21 protein-coding genes are annotated in these 20,922 nt (G+C 43.4%); 7 read left to right on the forward strand and 14 right to left on the reverse strand.

What is annotated here, in order from left to right; all coding sequences use genetic code 11:
* Positions 1 to 264: 264 nt before the first annotated feature.
* From otsB to A3K91_RS08445, 6 genes are all read left to right on the forward strand, one after another.
* Positions 265 to 1,149, forward strand: a complete 885-nt coding sequence (otsB, locus tag A3K91_RS08420; protein ID WP_228139843.1) for a trehalose-phosphatase — start codon at positions 265 to 267, stop codon at positions 1,147 to 1,149.
* Positions 1,146 to 2,792: an alpha,alpha-trehalose-phosphate synthase (UDP-forming) gene (locus A3K91_RS08425; RefSeq protein WP_062844863.1), complete on the forward strand. Its 1,647-nt coding sequence runs from the start codon at positions 1,146 to 1,148 to the stop codon at positions 2,790 to 2,792. The genes otsB and A3K91_RS08425 overlap by 4 nt, the downstream gene beginning before the upstream one ends.
* Positions 2,793 to 2,865: 73 nt before the next feature.
* A complete protein-coding gene (locus A3K91_RS08430; protein ID WP_062845948.1) occupies positions 2,866 to 3,888 on the forward strand; it encodes an acyl-CoA/acyl-ACP dehydrogenase in 1,023 nt (340 codons plus the stop codon).
* Entirely contained in the window at positions 3,876 to 4,775 is a 900-nt protein-coding gene (locus A3K91_RS08435) for a PIG-L deacetylase family protein (protein WP_228139844.1), read from the forward strand. The genes A3K91_RS08430 and A3K91_RS08435 overlap by 13 nt, the downstream gene beginning before the upstream one ends.
* Entirely contained in the window at positions 4,759 to 5,529 is a 771-nt protein-coding gene (locus tag A3K91_RS08440; protein ID WP_062844864.1) for a class I SAM-dependent DNA methyltransferase, read from the forward strand. The genes A3K91_RS08435 and A3K91_RS08440 overlap by 17 nt, the downstream gene beginning before the upstream one ends.
* A gap of 62 nt (positions 5,530 to 5,591) precedes the next feature.
* A complete protein-coding gene (locus A3K91_RS08445) occupies positions 5,592 to 6,263 on the forward strand; it encodes a glycosyltransferase family 2 protein (protein WP_062845949.1) in 672 nt (223 codons plus the stop codon).
* Positions 6,264 to 6,485: 222 nt separating this feature from the next.
* On the opposite strand, the gene A3K91_RS08450 is transcribed toward A3K91_RS08445, so the two are convergent.
* From A3K91_RS08450 to madL, 12 genes are all read right to left on the reverse strand, one after another.
* Positions 6,486 to 7,217 carry a DarT1-associated NADAR antitoxin family protein gene (locus tag A3K91_RS08450; RefSeq protein WP_416231976.1) on the reverse strand — a complete coding sequence of 244 codons (732 nt, stop codon included), beginning with the start codon at positions 7,215 to 7,217 and terminating at the stop codon, positions 6,486 to 6,488.
* A 210-nt stretch (positions 7,218 to 7,427) separates the two neighbouring features.
* Positions 7,428 to 8,084: a glutathione S-transferase gene (locus A3K91_RS08455; protein ID WP_062844865.1), complete on the reverse strand. Its 657-nt coding sequence runs from the start codon at positions 8,082 to 8,084 to the stop codon at positions 7,428 to 7,430.
* A gap of 165 nt (positions 8,085 to 8,249) precedes the next feature.
* Positions 8,250 to 9,056, reverse strand: coding sequence for a sulfite exporter TauE/SafE family protein (locus A3K91_RS08460; protein ID WP_084387314.1), 807 nt, complete (start codon positions 9,054 to 9,056; stop codon positions 8,250 to 8,252).
* A 58-nt stretch (positions 9,057 to 9,114) separates the two neighbouring features.
* The gene (gene mdcH / locus A3K91_RS08465) at positions 9,115 to 10,035 is read right to left on the reverse strand and encodes a malonate decarboxylase subunit epsilon (protein ID WP_062844866.1); all 921 of its coding nucleotides are present in this window, start codon (positions 10,033 to 10,035) and stop codon (positions 9,115 to 9,117) included.
* The gene (gene mdcB, locus A3K91_RS08470; RefSeq protein WP_062844867.1) at positions 10,013 to 10,900 is read right to left on the reverse strand and encodes a triphosphoribosyl-dephospho-CoA synthase MdcB; all 888 of its coding nucleotides are present in this window, start codon (positions 10,898 to 10,900) and stop codon (positions 10,013 to 10,015) included. The genes mdcH and mdcB overlap by 23 nt, the downstream gene beginning before the upstream one ends.
* Positions 10,851 to 11,555: a malonate decarboxylase holo-[acyl-carrier-protein] synthase gene (gene mdcG / locus A3K91_RS08475; RefSeq protein ID WP_062844868.1), complete on the reverse strand. Its 705-nt coding sequence runs from the start codon at positions 11,553 to 11,555 to the stop codon at positions 10,851 to 10,853. The genes mdcB and mdcG overlap by 50 nt, the downstream gene beginning before the upstream one ends.
* Positions 11,556 to 11,649: 94 nt before the next feature.
* Positions 11,650 to 12,366 (reverse strand): biotin-independent malonate decarboxylase subunit gamma, encoded by a 717-nt coding sequence (gene mdcE / locus A3K91_RS08480; protein ID WP_062844869.1) that lies wholly within the window; start codon positions 12,364 to 12,366, stop codon positions 11,650 to 11,652.
* 4 nt (positions 12,367 to 12,370) lie between these two features.
* Complete coding sequence (locus A3K91_RS08485) at positions 12,371 to 13,288, reverse strand: biotin-independent malonate decarboxylase subunit beta (RefSeq protein ID WP_062844870.1); 918 nt, start codon at positions 13,286 to 13,288, stop codon at positions 12,371 to 12,373.
* Positions 13,281 to 13,598, reverse strand: coding sequence for a malonate decarboxylase acyl carrier protein (gene mdcC, locus A3K91_RS08490; RefSeq protein ID WP_062844871.1), 318 nt, complete (start codon positions 13,596 to 13,598; stop codon positions 13,281 to 13,283). The genes A3K91_RS08485 and mdcC overlap by 8 nt, the downstream gene beginning before the upstream one ends.
* A gap of 43 nt (positions 13,599 to 13,641) precedes the next feature.
* Complete coding sequence (gene mdcA, locus A3K91_RS08495) at positions 13,642 to 15,297, reverse strand: malonate decarboxylase subunit alpha (RefSeq protein WP_062844872.1); 1,656 nt, start codon at positions 15,295 to 15,297, stop codon at positions 13,642 to 13,644.
* A 77-nt stretch (positions 15,298 to 15,374) separates the two neighbouring features.
* Positions 15,375 to 16,136 (reverse strand): malonate transporter subunit MadM, encoded by a 762-nt coding sequence (madM, locus tag A3K91_RS08500; protein ID WP_062844873.1) that lies wholly within the window; start codon positions 16,134 to 16,136, stop codon positions 15,375 to 15,377.
* A 74-nt stretch (positions 16,137 to 16,210) separates the two neighbouring features.
* Positions 16,211 to 16,615, reverse strand: coding sequence for a malonate transporter subunit MadL (gene madL / locus A3K91_RS08505; RefSeq protein ID WP_062844874.1), 405 nt, complete (start codon positions 16,613 to 16,615; stop codon positions 16,211 to 16,213).
* A 256-nt stretch (positions 16,616 to 16,871) separates the two neighbouring features.
* On the opposite strand from madL, the gene A3K91_RS08515 reads away from it, so the two are divergent.
* Positions 16,872 to 17,552, forward strand: coding sequence for a GntR family transcriptional regulator (locus A3K91_RS08515; protein WP_062844876.1), 681 nt, complete (start codon positions 16,872 to 16,874; stop codon positions 17,550 to 17,552).
* A gap of 70 nt (positions 17,553 to 17,622) precedes the next feature.
* Here A3K91_RS08515 and A3K91_RS08520 read toward each other — a convergent pair whose 3' ends face one another.
* Both A3K91_RS08520 and A3K91_RS08525 read right to left on the reverse strand, forming a co-directional pair.
* Positions 17,623 to 18,720 carry a CaiB/BaiF CoA transferase family protein gene (locus tag A3K91_RS08520; RefSeq protein ID WP_099046700.1) on the reverse strand — a complete coding sequence of 366 codons (1,098 nt, stop codon included), beginning with the start codon at positions 18,718 to 18,720 and terminating at the stop codon, positions 17,623 to 17,625.
* Positions 18,713 to 20,902, reverse strand: coding sequence for a 3-hydroxyacyl-CoA dehydrogenase NAD-binding domain-containing protein (locus A3K91_RS08525; RefSeq protein ID WP_228139845.1), 2,190 nt, complete (start codon positions 20,900 to 20,902; stop codon positions 18,713 to 18,715). The genes A3K91_RS08520 and A3K91_RS08525 overlap by 8 nt, the downstream gene beginning before the upstream one ends.
* Between the last annotated feature and the right edge of the window lie 20 nt (positions 20,903 to 20,922).

Below are 20,922 nucleotides of genomic sequence, written 5' to 3' on the forward strand. Positions count from 1 at the left end.
CACATTTAGAACTCTTCAGACTTTTTGTTTTGCCAACGAAATAAGACTTGATAGAAGTTATTTTGTCCATGCGATGTTCACTAAGTTACAGAACCTACGCCAAATTAAACACTCTTGCCCTCTAAGATCAATTCAGGCTATGGCAAACTCATTAATGTGGTTATCAAGTATCAGTTATTCCTTTATAAACGGGTACTTAATGACGAAACAGTATGCCATACAAAGGGACTGAATGTGACTTCAGCAAGGAGCGTTAGTTTGGATATGTCACCCATATATATACAGCCAAATAACTTTGTTGATTATTTATCAAATCAGCAAAGTTATTATTTGTTTTTAGACATCGATGGCACGCTTGCAGATTTTACACTGGATCCAAAAGACAGCGTTATTCCCAGAACCACATTAACGATTTTACAAAAAATACAAGACTACGGTGTCAAAATCGCTATTGTAACCGGGCGAAGCCTTGCTGAAGCGAGACAAATGCTATCCCCTATCAATTTACCGATAGCAGCGACGCATGGTCTAGAAATCGCTCTTGATGGCGCCGAAAATAGCAACGATACCTGCACTCTGCATGTTGACTCTGCAGCACTTACTGCTATCAGGCAATCTATCATTGAATCCTGTATGTCTTACAGCGGTTTTGCCATAGAAACCAAACCTTACTCGGTCGCCCTACATTATCGGCAAAACCCTGCCTTAGCCGATGTCGCCTGCACAATTATGTCTGAAACAATAAAACATTCTGCTAAATGGACATTGAAACACGGTAAGTACGTTTGCGAAGCAGTACCAAAAGGTGTAAATAAAGGTACTGCCATCTTAACCTTACTAAAAGAAGTACGAGCCAGCGATAATATTTGTCCCATTTTTATTGGTGACGATATCACTGATGAGGCAGGATTTATGGCCATACAAAGTCAAAATAATGCTCTAAAGAAACCTCAACAATCAGCGCGAGGAATGGGTATCAAGGTCGGCCACGAGCCAAGCTGTGCCCATTATTATGTAAATAATATTGATGAGGTCACTGTGCTACTTCAGAGTTTTTTGAGATTTTTCCAACAGCAAAATATAAGTGATTTTGAGTCAATAGACACGGATTGTTTATTGCCAAAGGATGTCATGAGGCACAGTATATGAGTCGCTTAGCTGTCTTATCCAATCGAGTCAAAATGCCTGATAGCGGACCAATGGCGGGTGGGCTTGCGGTCGCCTTACAAGACGTCTTGGCAGGAAGTCCAGTCATTTGGATGGGCTGGAATGGCAAGGTTGTCGATAATAAGGCAGACGATACTGATGACTTTTGTAGTTACACTGACAATGAATTTGATATCAGCGAAGATATTGCTTTAGCGACTACTGGCACAAACGGAGCTAGTACCACCGTCACTTACCTAACAACAACCCTTACCACCAAACAATATCGACATTTTTACTGCGGTTTTGCTAACAATGTACTTTGGCCGCTACTACACGAGCAAGCCGATTTAATTAGCCAAACGCCAGAAGATTATGCAGGCTATGAAAGTGTGAACCGTCTTTTTGCCAGACAATTAAAAAAGGTTCTCCATCCCGAAGATGTGATTTGGATACATGACTATCATTTTTTGAGTGTGGCTTATTATTGCCGGCAGCTGGGTATGCACAATCGTATTGGCTTTTTTTTACATATCCCTTTTGCTCCATTAATATTTTGGCAACAGCTTAATCAAAGCGCTGAGCTGATTGAGCACCTTGCCCATTACGATGTACTTGGTATGCAGACTCAGCAAGACAAAACCAACTGCCTTGCTGTGTTTCGACATTATTTAAAAGCGAGTCTTTTGAGTGACTTGCCAATCAATACATCTTATATGATCCAAAGTTTGACCAAGGATACCCGATCGCCAAGCGCACAGTTGATGCTCAATCTACCCTCATACGCCGCGCATTGTTTGACGATTAATGCCTATCCGATTGGCATAAACGCAGCAAGAATCCAACAGCAAACGATGGATTTATCTATTCAATCTATAAAACCGAACCCGAAACGCAACCGTATCAAACCTGCTGCGCAACAAATCATTGCAGTCGATAGAATCGATTATTCTAAAGGCTTATCGGAGCGTTTTTCAGCCTATCGTCATTTTTTACAGCATTATCCGGTGTATCAAAATCAGTTGAAGCTGATACAAATTGCCTGCCCTAGCCGTTTAGACTTGCCTACTTATCAATGCCTTTACAATACTGTCAAACAAACCGTGACGGATATCAATCAGCAGTTTTCGCCTGATGTATGTCAAACCACTACTTTACCACGCAGTACCTTTAGTACTGACAGTAATGCTAGCAATTTTATAGAGAATTGGCAGGCCATTACGTATAGTGAAAAAGCGCTGAACCATGCAGCATTGATGAAGGCATTCTGGCATAGCGATGTCGGGTGGGTTAATTCTCTCAAAGATGGTATGAACCTTGTTGCCAAAGAATATATTGCGGCTCAAAATCCTGATGATCCTGGTGTGTTATTGCTGTCACAATATGCGGGAGCAGCTGAGCAAATGCAGGCGGCGATTATTATCGATCCGCGCCAACCTAAAAGCATCATACAGGGTTTAAAAAAGGCTTTAGAGATGCCGCTTATGCAGCGAAAAGAACGCTATCAAGAATTACTATATGGATTGCAGCAAGACAATTTACACGCTTGGCAACAAGATTTTTTAGACGATTTATACGGTAATAAAGAACATCAAGTGGCTAGCGCGCGCCTAGAGACACGCCAAATGCCTGAGCGACAAGAATAATAAGGAGAGTCATGTGTCACATCTAGAGATAAAACCTTATTTATTACAAAGCATTAAAGCCGCTATAGAAGAGATGATTACGCAAGATAATCAAACCCTGAGCACATTTGTCATGACAGATGAATTACGCCATGACATTTTAAATATACTGGTGACTTATGGCGACAAGATTCCTCATCCTGCTGGTGGTGACCATTCACAAACTTTGATTCGTTGGCAGATTTTGGCCTACGTGGCAGGTATTGATTTAACGATTGCCAAATGGTTTGAGTCTCATGTAGATGCCCTCAGCATCCTACATGAATTGGGTTATAGAGAATCAACACAAGGATTATGGGCGATTTGGGCGGCAGAAGGTCATCCTGTTCCCATACGTTATCAGCAAGGTAAAATCAGTGGTACAAAGTCTTGGTGTTCGGGTGCCAATATCGTTGATCATGGACTCATCACTTATCGAGATGAGAGTGGCCAATCACAACTGCTTGTCGTATCCATGCAACAAGAGGGAATCGAGATTGATAATGGAGAATGGCATGCGGTCGGAATGCAAGCGACTGATACGGCCACCATACACTTCAATCAAGCAACAGCCAGTAATGTCGGAGCGGCAAATGCCTATCTAGAACGTGTGGGATTTTGGCATGGCGCGGCCGGTGTGGCGGCTTGCTGGTATGGAGCAACCACTTCTATAGCTGGCTATTTAATAAAGGCCTATCAGCAAAAACCACACGATTATAAAGCCATGTATTTAGGACAAATCAGCATCTCACTTTCAGTCACGCAGCAGTATTTTCATCATGTTGCTCACTTGATAGACAGCCAACCCACTCGCAGTCACGAGCTTGCCATTCGTCAGTTAAGAGCAAACGTCGAGCAGCTGGCACGCGATGTTGTAGAAGCCGTTGGACAAGCGCTAGGCGCAGCGCCCTTTTGCCGTAATGCTCATTTTGCAAAGCTATCAGCGGATTTGCCTGTTTTTATTCGACAAAGTCATGGCGCGTTTGATTTACAAAGAATTGGGGAGCTGTCGAGTATATTAGCCACTGACTTAAACAATGACTCCATTAATGAGCAGGAAAACATATGGCAACTGTGACGACCAATATGTCAGAAAACCTCTCATGGTCTGACTTAACATTTAGCGATAACAATACAAAGATCGGTACTGACGCTATAGCCAATCGTACAGTCACAGCTGAACACAACCATCCAATTGTCGGTGATCGAGTTATTGAAGGTGTTGGTACGAGTCCAGATACTTGGCAAAATTGGCAAGGACTACACGCGTTACCTCGATTAAATATTGCACAAAACTTTTTACCGCATCAGCGTGTGTGTATCTTTGCGCCCCATCCTGATGATGAAATTTTGGGCTGCGGCGGTATGCTGCAACAACTGGCAGCGCACGGGAATTCTATCTTGCTTATCCATGTGACCAACGGTACCCAAAGCCACCCAGACTCACAAATTTATCCACCGCAAACATTAGATATCATTCGCCCGCAAGAGAGCCTTGCGGCTTTAAACGCATTGGGCGTGGCATCACAAGTCACGTCAATTTTTCTAGACTTGCCTGACGGTGATGTATTTGCACGGCAAGAGCAGTTTAATAAAAAATTGGATACTATCATTCAGCCTGAGGATATTTTGGTAGCACCCTTCATTCATGACGGACATCCTGACCACGAGGCAACCGGACAAGTCGTTGCTGCATTCGCCAAAAAGCATCATCTGATCTTTTATCAAGCACTCATTTGGGCATGGCATTGGGCAAAGCCTGACGATAGGCGCATTCCTTGGCACATTGCCGTCAGACTTGACTTAACAGCTGAGCAATTAGCGCGTAAAGCGCAAGCGATCAACTGTTTTGCTAGCCAAATCACCGCTGATGAAAGTACAGGCAATCCGCCTATTTTATCGGCTCAAACCATTGCCAGAATTAGCCAACGCTGGGAGGTTTATTTATATGAATCACATCTCTAAATCTATAATAGCAGATGATACTCCTGCTATCGCTCACTCTGATAATTATTCACAGACCTATTTCGATGCGTTATACAGTGACAACACTGACCCGTGGGAGTATCAGACGCGCTGGTATGAAAAACGCAAGCGTGATATGTGTCTTGCGGTATTGCCTCAAAATCAATATGACAATGCGATTGAATTGGGCTGCGGCAATGGTGTGTTTAGTGAGTTACTTGCCCGCCGTTGTCAGGCGTTGGTGAGTATAGATAGTAATCAGCAAGCAGTAGCACTTGCCAAACAACGCTTGGCCAAATCCTCTCATGTAAAGGTCATACAAGGCGTTATTCCTCATACTTTATCGACCCTAAGCAATGTATTACTCGACGCTTATCCTTTAGCAGACGATTCACCTACCCACCAATCGTCCTTTAATTTGATTGTCATTAGCGAGATTTTATATTATTTATCGCCCGCTGATATTGATACCGTTATTACTTGGATTCAGCAAAATCTTGCTATCGGCGGCACGTTACTCTGCTGTCATTGGCGTTATCCCATTGATGGGTTTGAGATGACAGGTGAGACGGTACACCAACGCTTATATCAAGCGTTTGATTTGTCCAATACTGTATCCAGTAATAAGGCATTCAACGAGAGGAAACAGCAAGTAGATTTTTCGCATCAAAGCAAGCTAATAGATACTGACTTTTTACTAGACGTTTGGCAAAACTCTCCAAAATCGGTCGCCATGCAAGAAAACTTGATATAACAAGTGTGAGAGTAAGACAATGCGAGGGAGACGCCACTATGGAAAATAGCGACATGGCTGAAATGAAAATTGGTATTGTGATTCCCGCTCATAACGAAGCGATGACTATTAGCGCTTGCCTAAAGTCCATTCACAAAGCCATTACTCAACTGCCCTCAACTATCTTGGCATATCCGCTCGTGGTGCTTGATGGCTGTACCGACGAGACGTTGGCGTTAGTCAAAAATGCAGGTGTGGATTACATAGAGTGTGATTATCACTGTGTGGGACGAGTGCGAGATATAGGTATTCGCCACGCTATTAAAAATGGCGCAACTTGGATAGCCTGCACAGACGCGGATTCAATCGTGACACCAGATTGGCTTGTGCAGCAAGTCATTCATATCGAGCAGCAGGCTACCGATATGATTTGCGGTGTGGTAAGTGTTGATAACTGGGCACATTTGACGACACAAACGCAAAAAGACTATATCGCGCATTATCAAGATATGATGGGACATCGTCACATTCATGGGGCGAATTTAAGTTTTAGCAGCAAATCCTATCTCGCTGTTGGCGGCTTTGCGCCTCTACCCTGTCATGAAGATGTAGATTTGGTCAAAAGATTCGAAGATCAAGATTATGCCATTACTTGGAGCAATCGTGTCCGTGTGATTACCAGCAGTCGTCTAGATGCTCGAGCAAATGAAGGCTTTGCGGCATTTTTGGCAAATCTAGAGAAAGACAATTTATAAAGTACTCGTATTAGATATATGGCACAGCTGACTTATCAAAAATATAGAGCTGAGAAAATCACCTTTTATACAAACCAAAACGTTCTATCGTTACTCTTCAGGTAATGCCTAAACCTTATTGAAAATAGCCACATAAATGAACGTGAAAGCTACGATACATAACCGTAGCTTTTGACTTACTCAAATTTTTATAACTGGCCTAGTATTTATTTATAACTAGTATCAAACCCAACCTGCCTCCAGCAGCTTCTCAGTATTGCTCACTTTAAACTCACTATATAAGTCAAAAAATGCCATTGGGTCTTCAACATTATCGAGCAACTCTCGTTTTTTAAGTGCCACAAACATGGCTAGTGCATAAGCGGCGCAGTGAATCTTTTTCTTAGGATTAAACTCAAGATCCGTAAAAGCCTGATACTGCATTACTTCTTCATGCAGCTGAGTATTTTGTTTTAGGGCATTCACATACAGCCAATCATAAAACGTGGTCAGTGGCTCGACACTCCATTCCATACCAAAATAGTTATAGCCAATCAGTTCACCTGAGGTCATTAAGCGCTCATCTCTTCTGGCTTGTCTTGGCGGCGCACTTAGCAAATCAGTATAAGGGCCACCATCCTCAAAAATCATACTACTTTGAAAGGCATTTTCGACACTATACTGACTACCATCATCATTTGTAAGTTTTAAGCTCAGTGGGCTAAGCAAAAAACTCAGCTTATTGCCTGATTTACTGGACATCTCCAAGACATTATTAAAGCCGTATTTCTTACGGATAACTTGATGCAAGTCATTGATAGTTTTTTTCTTTTGTCTACTTGCGAACCCTACATGCCGCTCGACCCTGACCATGTCCGTTTTTACCAGATTGTCACTGTTGACGCGAGGCATAAATACGGGTTTGAGCTCTACGGGATTTTTTCTTTGTTCGATAGGGTTCTGTCTTTGTTCCATAACCATGTGCCTTATATCAACGATCTTGCATAAATGTTCTTTTTTAACAGGTTTGCTTCACTGTATTTTACATCTCTATATCGCGACGCTCTATTGCTACTGCCCTTATTGGACGCTGGTGAATGCTACTGTATATTTCTGAATAATGCCATCAAATAACGTCTTTTCATGCTCATACTTGTATCAAATATACTCATTATCTCAGCACCATCACTCAGTTTTGGCAGGAAAAACCACCGTCTCATCTTCTTCCTGCCACGGTTGGAACTTGACCATGGCTTGCAAAAATAACGGATGCGCTAACCAGTTTTGTAGCCATTGCTGTAATTTTGGATACGGTAGACTATAAAAAGTATCGCGATCTACATGGGCGAATTGGCGCACAAAAGGCATGATGCCGATATCAGCAATGGTTACGCTATCACCTAATAGGTAGCGATTTTTGGTCAGTAGATTCTCTAAAATCTGTAAGAAGACCTCCCCTTGCTCCCGATATTCAGTTTGGGTCATCTCAGGATGACGATCAGCATATTTATAACGATCCAGCCAATGCTTAAAGTCATTGTCATTTTGCGCAATCAACGCATTGGCTTGAGACAAGATACCTTTATCCAATAGTCCCTGTGGATCACTCTGCTCAAGCGCCCACACCATGATTTCTTGGCTTTCTTCAATCACAGTTTCATTTGTTAGTTGTAAGACAGGTACTGTACCTTTTGGACTAATCGCCAGCATTTGAGGTGGTTTGTTTTTTAAAACGATTTCGCGTAGCTCGACAGACATGCCTGCAAACAAAAGGCCGAGACGAGCACGCATGGCATAAGGACAACGTCGGAATGAGTATAGGCGATGAAGGGATAATGTCATAGATATTTTACGCAGTTAAATAAATGTACTCAGGTTCACTGGTGCTAGTGATTATTAGATTTAGATATCATTTTTGATCTTGGTTATATATTAAGGTCGATAAAAGAATGCAGCTAATCAGACAGAGGCTGTCAAAAGCTGCATGAATTTTGACAAAAAATAGTGCTAGATGACGCCTAAACCACTTAGGAGCAATTGACTACCCGCGAATAGGAGCAAAATGCCAAAAGCACGTTTCAGCATCAAGGCAGGCAGTTGATGGGCAAGCTTAGCACCAATTTTTGCTGTGATAAAGCTGGCGACAGAAATACAGAAAAAACCACTGATATGCACAAAACCAATCGTCCCCTCAGGCAGATTGGTCATGTCTTTACCAAACCATGCAAAGCCTGCTGCGCCAGCCAAAGCTATCGGTAAACCACACGCGGCGGCCGTCCCTACCGACTGCTTCATGGACAAGCCCGCCCAATTCAAGAACGGAACCGTTAAGCTACCACCGCCAATACCAAAAATAGACGAAGCCAAACCAATACCCGTACCTGCACCAAACTGAACACTTGGCGGCGTCAAAGGTTTTTTTGGCTGCTCTTTGTTCGAAAAGAAGAGCATTTTTAGCGCAATCAGTAAGGCGCCAACACCAATGATGGCTTGTAAAGAGTCGCCATCAATAGCATCAGCGACACCCGCACCCACAAGGCTACCGATAACCAAGCCTAATGCCATATTACGCCAGATATCCCAGCGTACACCGCCACGTTTATTGTGGGCTGTTAAAGAGCTGATCGAGGTCACAACGATAGTGGCAAGAGACGTCCCAACCGCTAGGTGAGTCACCACCTCAGGCGAAAACTGATAAGAAGTAAAAATCCATACCAAGACGGGCACGATAACCATGCCACCACCCACTCCGAACAAACCTGCACAAACGCCGGCAAATGCTCCTGCAATAACAAACCACACATATAACAACATCGGACCTGCCTTTTATTTACTCATCTTTGGTGGTGCTTATCTTTAACCGCACTTGCGTCTATTTGTTTTTTACTACCCATTCTAACAAGCCATCAACATGGCGAAAGTCATCCCAGCTTCGGCAAGGTAGATGTGGCATCAAGTTGTTGATCATTTTAGAGAGTGCATTGCCAGGACCCATTTCGATAATCATACTGGGCTGATATTCTTGAATGGTTTCCATACACGTATACCAATCCAATGGATGATCAATTTGACTTGAGAGAATCTGTAGACCTTGTTTGGCAGCGTAGTATTTTATACCCTCAGTCGCGCTAATAATAGGGGTTTGCATCATTGGCATAGTCATTGCGTCGGTATAGGTTCGGAATTTTTCGGCAGCGGCTTGCATCATTTCGGTATGAGAAGGGACAGATACGTTAAGTAACTTGGTATTTCGTGCGCCTAGTGTTTGCGCCAGTTGTTCCGCTTGACTTAGTTTTTCATTGTGCCCAGCAATGATGAATTGATCTTCACCAATTTTAATGGATAAGTATGTGTTGGTTTCTAAGAGTAATTTTTCAAGTTCGCTACTATGTAGCCCTTGCACAGACAGTAAACCACTAGAAGCCGAGACATCTTCTTCCATGAGTTTGGCTCTTTGCTGAACCAGTGTCAATCCCGCCTCAAAATCCAGCTCTGCGCTACAACAAAACGCATTGATTTCGCCCAATGAATAGCCTGCAAAAGCGATGGGCTTGTCAATCATTTGGCGCAGCTTCTGCCAACGATGGTACTGTAAGGTATAAATAAAAGGCTGTGCAATCTCGTTGCTGAATATTGTTTCGCCAGCAAAAGTACTATCAATATCGTTTGCAAATAGATCCGGCATCATATCTTTTAGCAATGCTTGCTCGTATTCGCTGGTGTCATTTAACACCTCTTCTATATGCCGCTGACCTTGCAAACCTTGCCCACTAAACAGAAGGATTAAACTCATTTTCGACCTTATAAAAGAAAATCGTAACCGCCAACAAATCTGCACTCCCGCCTGGGCTAAGGTTACGGTGAATAAAATAGTCATTGATCGTACTGACTGCTTGACGCCATTTAGGTTGATGGACGCCCCCTGCTTGTAAGAACTGTTTTGCCATAGTCTGGGCATTGGTCAAGTCAACCATGCCGCCGCGCCAAACCAGATTGGTGTCCGATAGAGATGCTATCAACGTCATCAAGGTTTGCATGGCCGCTTTTTCAAAGTCTTGAGTACGATAAAGCGTCTCATAAAAACAAGGCAATGCTAAGTTTTGAATGATTTGAAAACCCGTCGCCACCATTTCTATCGCGCCTGTCACACCATATTTTTTATACATTTGCTGTCCATGGCTGTCAGCCTTGCGCTCTAGTCGATGCGTTAGGTCATACTGCCAGCTTTCGACGATTTGTGCACAAATATTTTGTGTGGTCAGTGTTTGATTGTCTTGTAGACATTTACCAATCGCGGCACTCGCAAAACCCAAGTTAAAAATAGCCCCTTTGTGCGTATTAATATTATTGGTCGCTTGGCGCATCTTTATTTCTTGCTCGATGCCTGCTTTTTTTATATCGTCAAAATCTTTGTTGTCATGACCGTAGGCGCTGAGGGTGGCAAAATACCCTCGCAGCGATTGGATACTGGCGATGAACGTATCATAATTCATATCTGAATGGCTGCCATTGCCTGAAGGGCACACCAATCCCGGTTTGTTGTCAAGGTTGATCTCTTCATATAACGCATCAAGCGCAAAATCATCAATTTGCTGCCAAATGGCCTGCTTAGAAAATAAGACGTCGCTTACGGGCGTCGATAAAACGTTCACACTCATCAGTATTCCATCCTAGTAATACGTCTATTGTTTGTAGCTCAACCTCATGAAGCGTTTTGATAACCACGGTCGGTATATCAGACACTACAGCATGAATAAGCTCATTAAATGACACATCTTCATGTCCATGTAATCTGACTTCCCCATCGATTCGCAAGTTCGCTACAGATAAGGCAAATTGCTTAAAGATTTCAATTGCTATCAATATATCGGCCAGCCTATCCATCTCATGAACATTGATTAAAATATCAAGATCTGATGTAGGCGTGACAAAAGGCAGATTGGTAAAGTATTGATTGGCAAAGGAGCCGTATACATAAACATCGGCTTTCAAATCACGACATTGCCTGACAAAAGACTGCGTCTGTTCTTGAAGGTTTTTAGGAAGACTGGGTATCACTGTCTCAAGTACCAATGGCAAAGTGACGACTTGAGGCGGTGCAGACAGTTCGAGCGCAAGTCTATATTTACAGTGGTTTTCTATGTGGCTGGTGGCTACTTTTAAGACGTGCGCTGTACTTTGCCGACACACTGTGAAAGGCTGCATGGCTTCAATCATGTGGTCAATGGCTTGGATGACAGATAAAGGTACAGAAGCATTTAACAAGGTAAATGCTTCTTCTGGTTGTAAGTAGACTAAGTCATGACGATGCATGCAAACCACCTATCCGTCTATTTAATCATCACTATAAAAATCATAGCGATAAAAATCTAACTGGCATAAATATAAGTGACATGAGAATATGAATCTATGCACTTAATACTGCGTCTACAATCTCATTACACAGCAGACGACCATCTCTTTCTTTAGCGACCTGACGGCGATTATCCGTCAAAAAGTCCTGAATATGCGCCTGTTGTGATTCAATGGCATTTTCTACCAAATGCTCATCAAGATTGACCCATATCTCATCTACTGCACCCATTTTGTAGAAGTTTTCTACGCCCGGTGCAAAGATTGCCGAAGTTTTGGATAAAGACTGAAGCTTGTCTAGCGGTATCTTGGTGACTCTTGACATGGCATTGAGATCCATGACTTTGACTTGGCTAGATTGAAGTGCAAAGATTTGGTTGGCCATCAGACCATAAGATAAAAAGCCGCCACTCACTGCTTCTCCCAAAATAATCGCTAAATTGGGATGCTCACTACGTCTAAGTAAATCGACACAAGCCGCTAGATGCGCAAACGTTCTATTTAGACACAGCAACTCATCGGCGCGAGAAGAATCCTGCCCTTGAGTATCAACAATAAAAACAATCGGTGTTTTTTTGCCTTGAGCAATGACGTCCAAGACTTCATTGGCAAGTCTGATGGCAATAGCCTGATTAATGGCTGCCGAATCGACCGTACCGATAATCTCGACCTTACCTGCTTTGGTCTCGGCACTGCCGCGTATGACCCAATTATCAATTTGATACTCAAGCTCATTGGGAAATAATTCGGCTAAAATAGTTTGTGTTTGCATGATATTATCCTTGTTTGATTGCTCTAACTTGCTTGGCGCTCAGCATAGAAATAGATTCAGGATCGTTTATGTTCATGGCTTCCCAAATAGCGATACTGTCTTTTTCGCCAAACCATTGATCATACTGTTGCTGCAAACCATCCTGCTGTTGCTGCAAATAGGCCAAATCTATATTAGCGACAGATAACTGAATGCCCTCTGCAACTGCTTGAGTAATCTCATTAATATCGTCTTCGACCAATACTTGCACATGGTCAAGCAAATAACGAGTCTTACCACCTGTCACTCGCCATACTAGCGCGCGGTCTTTAGAGTCAAACTCTTCCACACCTTTTAGGGTTTCAATTACTTCTGGCCCTGACAACGCCAAACGTCCTTCTTCGGTCATAATAATGTGCGTGCTCAAACAAGAGCAAATACCCATCCCACCAAATGCGCCATTCGTACCGCCAATGACGGTGACGATAGGAATACCCGCATTACGCACCTTGAGCATTGCGCGCATGATCTCAGAAATGGTAATCAAGCCTGCATTGGCTTCATGCAAACGCACACCGCCTGAGTCGACAAAGAACACCACTGCTTTTGGCTTTTCTTCAAGTGCTTTGAGTAGCATACCCACGATTTTTGCGCCATGCATCTCACCTACTGCGCCGCCCATAAATCGGCCTTCCTGCGCGATGATATAAACAGCATCGTCTTTGATTTTGGCTTTACCAATAATCACACCATCATCAAAACTGCCCGTAATGTCTAATGAGGCAAGGTTGGGACTGGTCGGCACGCTGCCGGGTTTGAGGATTTCTACAAAACTGTCTTTATCAACGATACTGGCAATGCGATTACGAGCGGTCTTTTCATAAAAACTTTTTTGAATGTGTGCATGCGCTTGGCGTGAGTCTTTATTGTTTGAATTATTCATGTGCCTCCCCCTCTAAAATATTAATCGCTTGGCTCAGGCGCAGACTTACGACCGCAGGAGTTGCACCCATATCGTTGATTTCGAACTGTAAGCCGCCAACCGCATAACGATTGACAAATTCTTGAATAACGGCTTCCCAAATATGATCAAAACCCGACACTGAAGTGTTGATAATAAATTTACTTCGTTCGCTATCGTCTAACTCTGAGACCAATATCTCTAGGTTGCCTGAGCCTACCACACCGCAAATAACGTCTTTTGTGGTCACATCAAAGGGTTCTGATTTAAATGTATAATTAATTAAGTTCATAGTTCTATCCTTAGCAGTTTTGTTCGCCTTTTCTAAAACCTGATTACCAGTTTCTAAAACGACTTGGCGGCGCATAGGTGCCGTTAGACCATCTGACCAAATCCTTGACCGATTTTGCCGCCAACAAATCTCTATTTGCTTTTGAGATATCGATACCAAAATCTTCTGGACGCTGGATGATGCCACGCGCGCGCAATTCTTTTACCTTTTCATGATCGCGCTCCATACCGATAGCGGTATAGCCTGCAACACCGCGAATCGCTTGCTCCCGTTCCTCTGGCGTGCGGCACAGCAATAAGTTGGCGATGCCTTCTTCAGTCACAATGTGGGTCACATCATCGCCATAAATCATAATAGGCGGAAAGTCACTGCCCATTTTTTCTTGTAATTGCCACGCATCAAGCTCTTCGACAAAGACAGGATTCATATTTTCGCGGAAGGTTTCGACCAGCTGTACCACAAGCTTACGACCTTTAATCACGCGCCCATCAGTCGCTTCTTGTCCCGCTTTTAGATAGCCGTAACTCGAATGCCTGCGTCCGTGCGGGTCTGACCCCATGTTTGGCGCACCACCAAATCCAGCAATGCGATCGACCGTTGCAGTTGAGCTGTTGCCTTGCAAGTCAATTTGTAGGGTAGAACCAATGAATAAATCACAAGCGTACAAGCCTGCTGTTTGGCTAAAGGCTCGGTTAGAGCGCATACTGCCATCACTACCTGTGAAGAAAATATCAGGACGCTTTTCAATATAATCATCCATGCCCACTTCTGAACCAAAGCTATGAATGCTCTCAACAAAACCACTTTCGATAGCCGGAATCATGGTTGGATGCGGATTGAGTGCCCAGTTCGTACATATCTTACCTTTTAGGTTTAACTCTTCGGCATAGGTGGGCAGCAACAGCTCAATGGCAGCGGTATTAAAACCAATACCATGATTGAGACGCTTAATCTGATACGGTGCATAAATGCCTTTAATCACCATCATAGCCATTAAGATCTGTACATCAGTAATCTGAGCAGGATCACGCGTAAACAGTGGCTCAATATAGTTGGGTCTAGGCGCTACAATGACAAAATCTACCCAATCTGCAGGAATATCAACGCGTGGCACGTCATCTACCAACTCATTGACCTGTGCAATCACGATTCCACTTTTAAAGGCGGTGGCTTCTACGATCGCAGGTGTGTCTTCGGTGTTTGAGCCAGTATACAGATTGCCGTCGGCATCTGCTGAATGGGCTGTGATTAGGCAGACGTTTGGCGTTAAATCAATAAAATATCTGCCGTATAATTCAAGATACGTATGAATTGAGCCAATGTGAATCTGTTGTTTTTGAACCAATTTTGCCAATCGTAAGGCTTGTGGACCTGCAAAAGAAAAATCGACTTTGCTAGCAATCCCTTTTTCAAATATGTCGATGTGACTGGGCAATGCCAATACCGACTGCAAAATATGCAAGTTGTTCAGGACATCAGGATTACATTGAGAGAGACATTCGGACAAAAAGTCAGCTTGTTTTTGATTGTTACCTTCTATACAGACTTTGTCTTCACGAGCAATGACGGTTTCGAGCAGCTCAACCACTCTATCATTTGGGACTAGTTTTTTTAGTCCCTTGTCAGCCGCGACATTGATCTTTGCCAGCCGTTTGGTTTTTTGTGTGTCCCATGTGGTTTCGTTTATGGTTGTGTTCATAAGATTCCCTTTTTCTATTTATCAAAAACTGGTTATCAAAAGTCGGGCTATTAAAAATTTGGTTGTCAAAAGGCTATTTATCCAAAAAAGGCATTTAGCGTTAAAAAGAATATAGACGGTCCTAATAAAGCCCCTAGTCCTGTATAAAAAGTAGCGACCAAAGCACCATATGGTACCAATCGTACATCTGTACCCGCCAATCCGGCTGCCACGCCACTAGTCGTTCCTACTAAACCACCAAAAATCATGGCTGAGCGAGGGCTTTTGAGATACATAAATCGAGCAAGCAGCGGTGTTGCAATCATAAAAAATACGGCCTTGATCAAACCAATGGCAATAGATAAAGCGATCACATCAGAGCTTGCTCCAATTGCTGTCCCTGTAATAGGTCCTACAATATAAGTCATCGCGCCTGCACCAATGGTGGTCATAGAGACAGCATCTTTATACCCCAACGACCATGCGACACCAGCCCCTACCACAAATGGTATGACGCAACCTAATATCAAGGCAACAATACCAATTTTCCCAGCATTTTTTATCTCTTTTACATCGACTTCAAAAGCCGTTGATGAGATAGCAAGATCACGAAGCATCGACCCCCCTAACAGAGCAAAACCAGAAAAAATTGCTATATCAGAGATGCCCTTTTCGCCACCAGTATATAAACCAGCAAAGTAGGCGGCAACTAGCCCAAGCGTAATGGCGATAGCAGAGGCTTGCAATTTATTGTTAGTAAGGTACTTTGATAGTAATTGGGAGAAAAGCATCACAAGACCTGTGATTGCAAGCGCCGTGACAAAGGCATTTTTGGTGAGCGTCTCTATAATTAAGTCCATTTAATTACTCCATTGCGCTATTAAATTAGTGGTTTTAGTTCTCTTATGACATGATAATAATACTGATGAAACACTCATAATTGTTCACGAGGTTCGTCAGTTTCATCCCAAGTAAAGGTATCGTAATCATTTCCGATGTTATTGAGTAAGCGCACGACAAAGATAGTTGCAATAAGCGCAATAACAGAGACAACTGCCGCTACCATACCGCCAGACAATGCAGCGACCACGTTTTGGCCAGCCGCCATAGCAACAACGATAGGGATATACATGCCCGCCCAATATAGAACACCGAATTGAGTCGCCTTAGGAAGGTAGCCTCTTTTGGCAAGCATCTCTTTACCAACAATGAGTAGAATCATTGCGATAGCAACACCACCAATATTGGCATCAACGCCTAATAATTTTCCTAATAGTCCACCAAGAAAAACGCCGAGAAGATAACTAACTGCTAATAAAGCAGTGCCATATATGATCATAATAATCATCCTTGATTATAGTTACAGAGTCTCTATCAACAGTCCGTTTGAGATAGAGGTCGCATTAGATAAGAGCGAGTGGCAAGCAGAGGTAAAAACGGTCTTTTATTCCTGTAACGTCACAAATCTTGGTAAAACTTGTCCGTTCAAAAGACTGCTTATTTCCGCTGACTTGCTATAATCTAAAACAATTTATGGGAAAGCGCAACGAAATTGTATTTATTATCTATATATTTTGTATACAAAAAGGGTTTTTATGAGTTTAATCGATGAGCTGCCTCTATTTTTGCAAGTTAGCAAAAAGATAGAAGATGATATTATTTATGGACATTTTCCGCCTGGCACAAAACTGAATGAAGCGGAATTGTGTGAAAGATATGGGGTGTCGAGAACCCCGATTCGCGAGGCGTTAAAGCTATTGTCTTCTGAAGGACTGGTAGAAATCCGTCCGCGCAGAGGGGCAATTGTCCCTACTTTAGATGTAGTGACACTTTGTGAGATGTTTGAGGTCATGGCGCAGCTTGAGGGCATGTGCGGCAGATTGGCCGCGAGAAGAATCAGTGAATCAGAAAAAGCAGAGCTTCTGGCTTTGCACAATCTTTGCGAAGAGTACTTGTTAGAAGACAATCCAGAAGATTACTACGAAGCCAATCGTAAGTTTCATTTTTTTCTCTATCAGCTCAGTCATAACGGATTTTTGATAGAGCAAGCGATTAATTTGCACAATCGACTCCACCCCTATAGACGGCTGCAACTGCGAGTGAGCAATCGGATGCGACACTCTTTTAAAGAGCATCAAGGTATCCTAGATGCCATCATCAATCATGATGAAGAGTTGGCTGAAACCATATTAAAAGCCCACGTCTCAGTGCAAGGGCATAAATTCACAGATTTGATTGCCACCATGAATCTCAATGAGAGTGGGCAAAACCAATAATAAGCACAAAGCTAATAACAAAAGCAAAACTGATGACAAACCTAGGCGCTAAGTTCAATAGTCATTGACACTATTGAATTTGTTGCCATCCCAAGGTCGCTTCATACTCATCTTGATGGGAAAATAATGGATGTTTTTTGGCTTCGCTTAAGTTGAGGACAGGAGTGACGCACACATCAGTATTTGCAAACACGTGTTGCCAATAGGTAAACGTTTGGCTGGCAAATGTTTCTGCCATTATATTGATGGCTGACTGGCTCTTGTCAGTATTTGGCATAACACCAAGTTGCCAGTGGCTGTTTTTGAGCTCGGTTAATTCCAGCACCTCGCACAGCCCTTGCCAAAACTTTAGCTCCAGCGACCCCACAGCCATGTAGCGATGATCGGCCGTTTGATATAAACGATAGCAAGGTAATGCACCGCCTACAAAATCGTGTTGCGGCATGGGCCACTTACCTGAAATGCTTTGGATAAATGCACCAGTAGCTTTTGTCATGACCAAATGCTGGTATAAGCTGTGAGTCATACTGATGGCAATATGACGACCTTTGTTTGTCCGTTGCGCAGAAAATACAGCAGCAAGTATGGCAATAACAGCGGTATCGCTGCCACCCGCCAAGTCAGCGAACTGAACATTCGGCATCGCCTGCGCGCCTTGCGCCGTCTTTAACTGGTCAAGGACACCGCTCATGGCCATAAAGTTAATATCATGACCGGCATTATGTGCCCAGTCATGATTGATACTGCCTTTAGTAGTTGCTGTCCCATTTGTGACGCCGTACCCTGTAATCGATACGATCACCAATTTAGGATTAATCGAGTGAAGCGTTGAAGCATCGAGTCCCATACCTTTTAGCACCTCAGGTCGAAAACTATCCAACATGACATCTGCTTGTTTTAGGTGTGCTTTGATCGAATCAATGTCTTTAGCATCACGAAAGTCATATTGTTTAATGGTTTTACCATGATTTAAAGCCTCAAACATTTTGCCAAAAGCCCTAGCAGGGTCACCACTTTTGGGTTCAATCTTGATAATATCTGCACCCAAATCCGCCAATAGACGCGTGGCAAACGGTCCGGGCAAATTGCGCGTCAGATCCACCACTCGCAATCCTTGTAGGCAATCAGTCATCGCATCTACGATAGTCTCATTGATCAAATCAGTCATCAGAGAACACCTCACCTTTGTCGCTCATTTCTAACAAAATTTGCGCAGGCTCAAAACGCTCACCGTATATAGTGGCAAGCTCACGACTGCGGGCAATAAATGTGTCCAAACCCATGGCATTAATAAACTGGAGCGTACCACCGTGCTGAGGTGCAAACCCCCAACCAAAGATAGAACCTACATTGGTATCAGCGACAGAGCGAACGACGTTTTCTTCATAACATTTGGCGGACTCATTGGCTTGAATGAACAGCAAACGATCAATCAAATCTTGCTGAGATGGCTGCTCAGACTGGGGTGGATACAGGGTTATCAGTTCGGGCCATAATTGTTTGTCACCATTGTCCAAGTACTCATAGAAGCCCTTGCCGTTTTTCTTACCTTCTCTCTTATAGGTTTGTACCAGTGTTTTGAGTATGCCATACGACGGACGTACCGTGCTCGGTTTGCCTTCTGCCTCCATGTCTCGTTGCTGCTGCTCACTGACGTGTAACGCAAGACTCAATGACACCTCATCTTGTAATGCTAAGGGCGGCATGGGCATCCCTGTTTTCATACCAGCAACCTCAATACTGCGTGGATGTACGCCCTCACTCAACATGGCGATACCCTCAGTGACATAGGTACCAAAGACGCGCGAGGTGTAGAACCCACGACGGTCATTGACTACAATGGGCGTTTTGCCGATTTGACCCACATAATCAAATGCTTTTGCCAAAGTCACATCGTCAGTTTGTTCACCCATGATGACTTCAACGAGCGGCATCTTGTCAACTGGCGAAAAAAAATGCAGACCGATAAACTGGTTTGGTCGCGTACTGGCTTTTGCCAATCCCGTAATAGGCAATGTGGAGGTATTAGACGCATAGACGGCCGTGTTTGAAATCACAGCTTCACTTTGCTGGGTGCATTTGGCTTTGATATCACGATTTTCAAATACTGCTTCGATAATAAGATCACAATCTGCCAAATCATCGTAAGAAACGGTTGGTTTGATACGTTTTAAGAGTGCTTGTTTTTTCTCTTCGGTAGCGCGCTGTCGGCTAATGGCTTTATCTAAAACATTAGAAGAATATGCTTTGCCTTTTTCAGCAGCTGTTATCTCAGTATCTAACAGGACAACATCGATGCCAGCCTTAGCAGTGACATAAGCAATACCTGCGCCCATCATGCCTGCTCCCAAAATACCCACCTTTTTGGTTTTTGCACGTGCGATACCCTGAGGACGAGACTGACCTTTTTTGATGCTATTGAGCTGGGTCCAGAGTGTATTGATCATGTTTTTCGATTCAGTAGACAGCACACAAGCGGCAAAATAACGCGACTCAATTTCAAGTCCTGTGTCGATATCGACTAGGCAGCCTTCAAACACACAAGACATAATATGAATAACCGCGGGATAGTTGCCATGGGATTTTTGATTGGCCATGGCAGGCGCCACCGAAAAGATTGGTACTACGCTTGGATGCTTGCTATCGCCACCAGGTATTTTGAAGCCTTTTTTATCCCATGGTTGCTGTGCATTAGGGTTGGCATTAATCCATGTTTTAGCTTGCCTCATCATATCTACATAATCAGTCGCTGTGGCATCAATCAAACCCAAATCTTTTGCCGCCGTTGGACGCAGCGCTTTACCTTGAGTCATTAGCTCAAGTGCCGATTGAATACCTATTAGACGTGGTAAACGCTGAGTACCACCGCCACCAGGTAGTAAGCCCAATTTGACCTCAGGCAAGCCCAACTTGGTATTGGGTGAGTCGATTGCAATCCGATAATGGCACGCCAATGCCAACTCTAGACCCCCACCTAATGCGGTTCCTGTCATGGCGGCAACCACAGGTTTGCTTGATGTTTCAAGCTTGCGCAGGCTGCCCTTAAGCGCTTCGACCAGCGCAAATGCTTGCTCGGCCGTTTCGATATGAGCCAGTTGGTCAATGTCCGCACCAACCACAAAGGTGTCTTTAGCAGAGGTAAGAATAAGTCCCTTTACAGCGTCATCATAGATAATGCTATCTGTCATCATGGCAAAAGACTCTGTAAAGCCATTGCCGATAACATTCATTTTTCGCGTGGTTTGGTCAATCGTGACGGTAACGATACCATCATTATCACGCTGGGCAGAGAAGTTTTCTAATTTGTTAATTACTGTTACGCTATCTGTTGTCTGATTATTTGTCATCATTTTTATCCCTTAAATGATTC

This window comes from Psychrobacter alimentarius, assembly GCF_001606025.1.
GTDB classification, from domain to species: domain Bacteria; phylum Pseudomonadota; class Gammaproteobacteria; order Pseudomonadales; family Moraxellaceae; genus Psychrobacter; species Psychrobacter alimentarius.

What these genes read in the sequence shown, in the direction of transcription:
- otsB (WP_228139843.1), top strand. Translation starts at nt 265, where the DNA reads ATGTCACCCATATATATACAGCCAAATAACTTTGTTGATTATTTATCA.
- A3K91_RS08425 (WP_062844863.1), top strand. Translation starts at nt 1,146, where the DNA reads ATGAGTCGCTTAGCTGTCTTATCCAATCGAGTCAAAATGCCTGATAGC.
- A3K91_RS08430 (WP_062845948.1), top strand. Translation starts at nt 2,866, where the DNA reads ATGATTACGCAAGATAATCAAACCCTGAGCACATTTGTCATGACAGAT.
- A3K91_RS08435 (WP_228139844.1), top strand. Translation starts at nt 3,876, where the DNA reads ATGGCAACTGTGACGACCAATATGTCAGAAAACCTCTCATGGTCTGAC.
- A3K91_RS08440 (WP_062844864.1), top strand. Translation starts at nt 4,759, where the DNA reads ATGAATCACATCTCTAAATCTATAATAGCAGATGATACTCCTGCTATC.
- A3K91_RS08445 (WP_062845949.1), top strand. Translation starts at nt 5,592, where the DNA reads ATGAAAATTGGTATTGTGATTCCCGCTCATAACGAAGCGATGACTATT.
- A3K91_RS08450 (WP_416231976.1), bottom strand. Translation starts at nt 7,217, where the DNA reads ATGGAACAAAGACAGAACCCTATCGAACAAAGAAAAAATCCCGTAGAG.
- A3K91_RS08455 (WP_062844865.1), bottom strand. Translation starts at nt 8,084, where the DNA reads ATGACATTATCCCTTCATCGCCTATACTCATTCCGACGTTGTCCTTAT.
- A3K91_RS08460 (WP_084387314.1), bottom strand. Translation starts at nt 9,056, where the DNA reads ATGTTGTTATATGTGTGGTTTGTTATTGCAGGAGCATTTGCCGGCGTT.
- mdcH (WP_062844866.1), bottom strand. Translation starts at nt 10,035, where the DNA reads ATGAGTTTAATCCTTCTGTTTAGTGGGCAAGGTTTGCAAGGTCAGCGG.
- mdcB (WP_062844867.1), bottom strand. Translation starts at nt 10,900, where the DNA reads ATGAGTGTGAACGTTTTATCGACGCCCGTAAGCGACGTCTTATTTTCT.
- mdcG (WP_062844868.1), bottom strand. Translation starts at nt 11,555, where the DNA reads ATGCATCGTCATGACTTAGTCTACTTACAACCAGAAGAAGCATTTACC.
- mdcE (WP_062844869.1), bottom strand. Translation starts at nt 12,366, where the DNA reads ATGCAAACACAAACTATTTTAGCCGAATTATTTCCCAATGAGCTTGAG.
- A3K91_RS08485 (WP_062844870.1), bottom strand. Translation starts at nt 13,288, where the DNA reads ATGAATAATTCAAACAATAAAGACTCACGCCAAGCGCATGCACACATT.
- mdcC (WP_062844871.1), bottom strand. Translation starts at nt 13,598, where the DNA reads ATGAACTTAATTAATTATACATTTAAATCAGAACCCTTTGATGTGACC.
- mdcA (WP_062844872.1), bottom strand. Translation starts at nt 15,297, where the DNA reads ATGAACACAACCATAAACGAAACCACATGGGACACACAAAAAACCAAA.
- madM (WP_062844873.1), bottom strand. Translation starts at nt 16,136, where the DNA reads ATGGACTTAATTATAGAGACGCTCACCAAAAATGCCTTTGTCACGGCG.
- madL (WP_062844874.1), bottom strand. Translation starts at nt 16,615, where the DNA reads ATGATCATATATGGCACTGCTTTATTAGCAGTTAGTTATCTTCTCGGC.
- A3K91_RS08515 (WP_062844876.1), top strand. Translation starts at nt 16,872, where the DNA reads ATGAGTTTAATCGATGAGCTGCCTCTATTTTTGCAAGTTAGCAAAAAG.
- A3K91_RS08520 (WP_099046700.1), bottom strand. Translation starts at nt 18,720, where the DNA reads ATGACTGATTTGATCAATGAGACTATCGTAGATGCGATGACTGATTGC.
- A3K91_RS08525 (WP_228139845.1), bottom strand. Translation starts at nt 20,902, where the DNA reads ATGATGACAAATAATCAGACAACAGATAGCGTAACAGTAATTAACAAA.